Raw genomic sequence first — 4,041 nt, forward strand, 5'->3', positions numbered from 1 at the left:
GTCGATCAAGTCGAACATCGGTCACACGCAGGCGGCCGCCGGTGTCGCGGGTGTGATCAAGATGGTCATGGCGATGCGGCACGGGACGCTGCCCAGGACACTGCACGTGGACGCGCCCTCGTCGCATGTGGACTGGTCCTCGGGCGCGGTGAGGTTGCTGACCCAGCCGACGGAGTGGCCCGAGACCGACCGCTCACGTCGGGCCGCGGTGTCGTCGTTCGGGATCAGCGGCACCAACGCGCACGTGATCGTCGAGCAGGGGCCGGAGCTCCCGGAAACCGCCGAAGCTCGCACAGCGGGTCAGGTGCCGGGTGCTGAGACGGCTCCGGTGGTGGTGTCGGGTCGTACGGCGGAGGCGTTGCGGGCGCAGGCCGGGCGGTTGGCGTCGTTCCTGGAGGGTGAGCCCGGTCTGGGGCTGGCCGATGCTGCGTTCTCGCTGGCGACGACGCGGTCGGCGTTCGAGCATCGGGCGGTGGTGGTCGGTGACCGTGAGGGTGTGCTCGCCGGGTTGGGTGCGCTGGCCGAGGATCTGCCGGGTGCGGGTGTGGTGCGCGGCGTGGCAGCGGGCGAGCTGAAGCTGGCGGTGTTGTTCACCGGCCAGGGTAGCCAGCGCGCCGGGATGGGCCGGGAGCTGTACGAGCGGTTCCCGGTGTTCGCGGCGGCGTTGGACGAGGTGGTCGCCGAGCTGGATCCGCTGCTTGAGGGGTCGCTGCGTGAGGTGCTGTTCGCCGAGCCGGGGTCGGTCGAGGCGGAGTTGCTGGATCGGACGGGGTGGGCGCAGCCGGCGTTGTTCGCGGTGGAGACGGCGTTGTTCCGGTTGGTGTCGTCGTGGGGAATCCGGCCGGATGTGCTGACCGGTCATTCGGTTGGGGAGATCGCGGCGGCTCATGTGGCGGGGGTGTTGTCGCTGGCGGATGCGTGTGCGTTGGTGGCGGGTCGGGCGCGGTTGATGCAGGGGTTGCCCTCCGGTGGGGCGATGGTGGCGGTTCAGATCGCCGAGGAGGAGGTCGTCGAGCTGCTGGCCGGGCGGGAGAAGGAGGTGTCGGTCGCGGCGGTGAACGGCCCGTCCTCGGTGGTGATCTCCGGAGTCGAGGAGGCGGTGCTGGCCGTCGCGGCCGAGTTGGATGCTCGTGGGGTGCGGACGAAGCGGTTGCGGGTGTCGCACGCGTTCCATTCGCCGTTGATGGATCCGATGCTGGAGGACTTCCGCACCCTGGCCCGGACGCTCACCTACGACCCGCCGCGGATCCCGGTGGTCTCGACCCTGACCGGGGAGCAGGCCACGGCCGAGCAGTTGTGCTCGCCGGAGTACTGGGTGGAGCAGGTCCGTGGCGCGGTCCGCTTCTCCGACGCCGTCCGTACCCTGCACGACCAGGGGGTACGCGCCTACCTGGAACTCGGCCCCGACGGGGTGCTCACCGCGATGGCAGACGACACCCTCACCGCGCTCGCCGGCGCGGAGGAGACGGTTCGCTCGCGGGCGATCGCCGAGGAGTCGGATACCCGTCGCGTCACCATGGACGGATATTCGGACTCCGACCCGGTATTGATGTCGGCGCTGCGCGGGGGCCAGGGCGAGCAGGCGACGATCGTGGCGGCGCTGGCCGGGCTGCACGTACGCGGGGTGCCGGTCAGCTGGCCGACCTTGTTCCCCGGTGCCCGCCAGGTAGAGCTGCCGACGTACGCCTTCCAGCGTCAGTGGTACTGGCCGAGTGGCAGACGGGCCGGAGACGCCGAAGGTCTCGGACAGGTCGTGGCGGGACACCCGCTGCTGGGTGCGGTCATGGGGTTGGCCGATAGTGATGAGGCGTTGTTGACGGGTCGTGTCTCGTTGGGGTCGCATCCGTGGTTGGCGGATCATGTGGTGGGCGGGATGGTGATTTTTCCGGGTACGGGGTTTTTGGAGTTGGTGGTGCGGGCGGGGGATGAGGTCGGGTGTGGGGTGGTGGAGGAGTTGACGTTGGTGGCGCCGTTGGTGCTGGGTGAGGACGATGCGGTGGCGGTGCAGGTGCGGGTGGGGGCTGCGGATGGGGTGGGTCGGCGTGAGGTGAGTGTTCATGCTCGGCCTGCGGGGGCCGGTGAGCATGATGCCTGGGTACGGCACGCCAGTGGTGTGCTGGCGTCCGACGGCCAGGCCGGGGAGCGGTTCGACGTCGGGGTGTGGCCGCCGAAGGGCGCGTCGGTGATCGAGCTGGGCGGGTTGTACGAGCGGCTGGCCGAGGGCGGGCTGGGTTATGGGCCGGTGTTCCAGGGGTTGCGGGGAGCCTGGCAGGACGCGGACGGTGTGGTGTTCGCCGAGGTCGGCCTGCCCGAGCAGGTCGCCGATGCGGGTGGCTTCGGCTTGCATCCGGCGTTGCTGGATGCGGCGTTGCACGCGGTGGCCTTCGTCGATCTGGATGGTTCAGAGGGTGTGCGGTTGCCGTTCTCGTGGGGTGGGGTGTGTCTGCACGCGGGTGGGGCGTCGGTGCTACGGGTTCGGCTGGTCCTGGCGGATGGCGGCGCGGTGTCGCTGAGCGCGGTGGACGCGGCAGGGGAGCCGGTGCTGTCGGTGCGCTCACTGTTGCTGCGCCCGATCGCGGGCGGCCAGCCGGCCGTCGGTAGTGCCCCGCACCGGGACTCGCTGTTCCAGCTGACCTGGACGGTGTCGTCTGAGGTGTCGGCGGCCGGTACCGGGCCTGACCAGGTCGAACCGACCTTTGACCTGGCATCGGTGGCGGAGTTGGCGGCGCTGGAGGTGGTGCCGGAGGTGGTGACCGTCGTGGTGGGGTCTGACGGGGATGTGGTGGGGGCGGTGCGTGCTTTGACCGTTCGTGTTCTGGGGTTGGTGCAGGGGTGGTTGGCCGATGAGCGGTGTGTGGGTTCGCGGTTGGTGGTGGTGACGCGGGGTGCGGTGGTCGCGGGTGAGGGTGAGGTGGTTGCGGATTTGGGGGCTGCGGCGGTGTGGGGGTTGGTGCGTTCTGCGCAGGTGGAGAATCCTGGTCGGTTCGTGCTGGTCGATATCGACGATGAGTTGTCGTCGTCTGTGTTGGCGGGGGTGTTGGCCTCGGGTGAGCCGCAGGTGGCGGTGCGTGGGGGTGAGGTGCGGGTGCCGCGCCTGGCGCGGGTGACGCCCGCCTCCGAGCGCGGCGTTGATCTCGGGTCCGGTTCCGTCTCCGGCTTGGGTGAGGGGCGGGTCTGGGATTCCGAGGGGACGGTGTTGATCACTGGTGGTACGGGTGGTCTGGGGGGTTTGTTCGCGTGGCATGTGGTGGCCGAGCGTGGGGTGCGTCGTCTGCTGCTGACCAGCCGTCGGGGGTTGGATGCCCCTGGCGCGGTGGAGTTGCGGGCGGAGTTGATCGCGCATGGGGTCGAGGTCACCATCGCGGCGTGTGATGTGGCCGATCGGGATCAGGTGGCGGAGCTGCTGGCCGAAGTGCCGGAGGAACACCCGTTGACGGCGGTGATTCACACTGCGGGTGTGCTGGCCGATGGGACGATTCCGTCGTTGTCGGCTGAGGAGCTGGATGTGGTGTTGCGGCCGAAGGTGGACGCCGCCTGGCATCTGCACGAGCTGACCCAAGATGAGGATCTGGCCGATTTCATCGTGTTCTCGTCGGTGGCGGGGACGTTCGGTGGGGCGGGGCAGGGCAACTATGCGGCGGCGAACGCGTTCTTGGACGCGTTGGCGGAGTATCGGCGCGGGCTGGGGTTGGCGGGGTGTTCGTTGGCGTGGGGTCCGTGGGGGCAGGGCGCGGGGATGACGGGTGGGTTGGACGAGGTTCAGGCGCGTCGGTTGACGCGTGCGGGGATGTCGGCGATCACGCCGGAGCAGGGTGTGGTGTTGTTCGAGGCGGCGATCGGTTCCGGCGGGCCGGCCGTGGTTCCGGTGCGGTTGGACCTGGCGGCGGTGCGGGTGGGTGGTGAGGTGCCGCATCTGCTGCGCGGGCTGGTGCGGGGCTCGCGCAGGTCGGCGGCGTCGTCGGTCATGGTCGGTGACGGTGCGCTGGTGGGGCGGCTGGCCGGGTTGGGTGAGGCCGATCGGGTGCGGTTGATGGTGGAGAC

The 4,041-nt window shown here is 70.0% G+C and carries 1 protein-coding gene; it reads left to right on the forward strand.

Features of this window, described 5'->3' with window-relative positions; all coding sequences use genetic code 11:
* Window positions 1–4,041, forward strand: a 4,041-nt coding sequence (locus tag ABZ664_RS39310) for a type I polyketide synthase (RefSeq protein WP_362522371.1), incomplete at both ends; no start/stop codon positions are given.

It is taken from the genome of Streptosporangium sp. NPDC006930, from assembly GCF_040635605.1.
Classification (GTDB): domain Bacteria; phylum Actinomycetota; class Actinomycetes; order Streptosporangiales; family Streptosporangiaceae; genus Streptosporangium.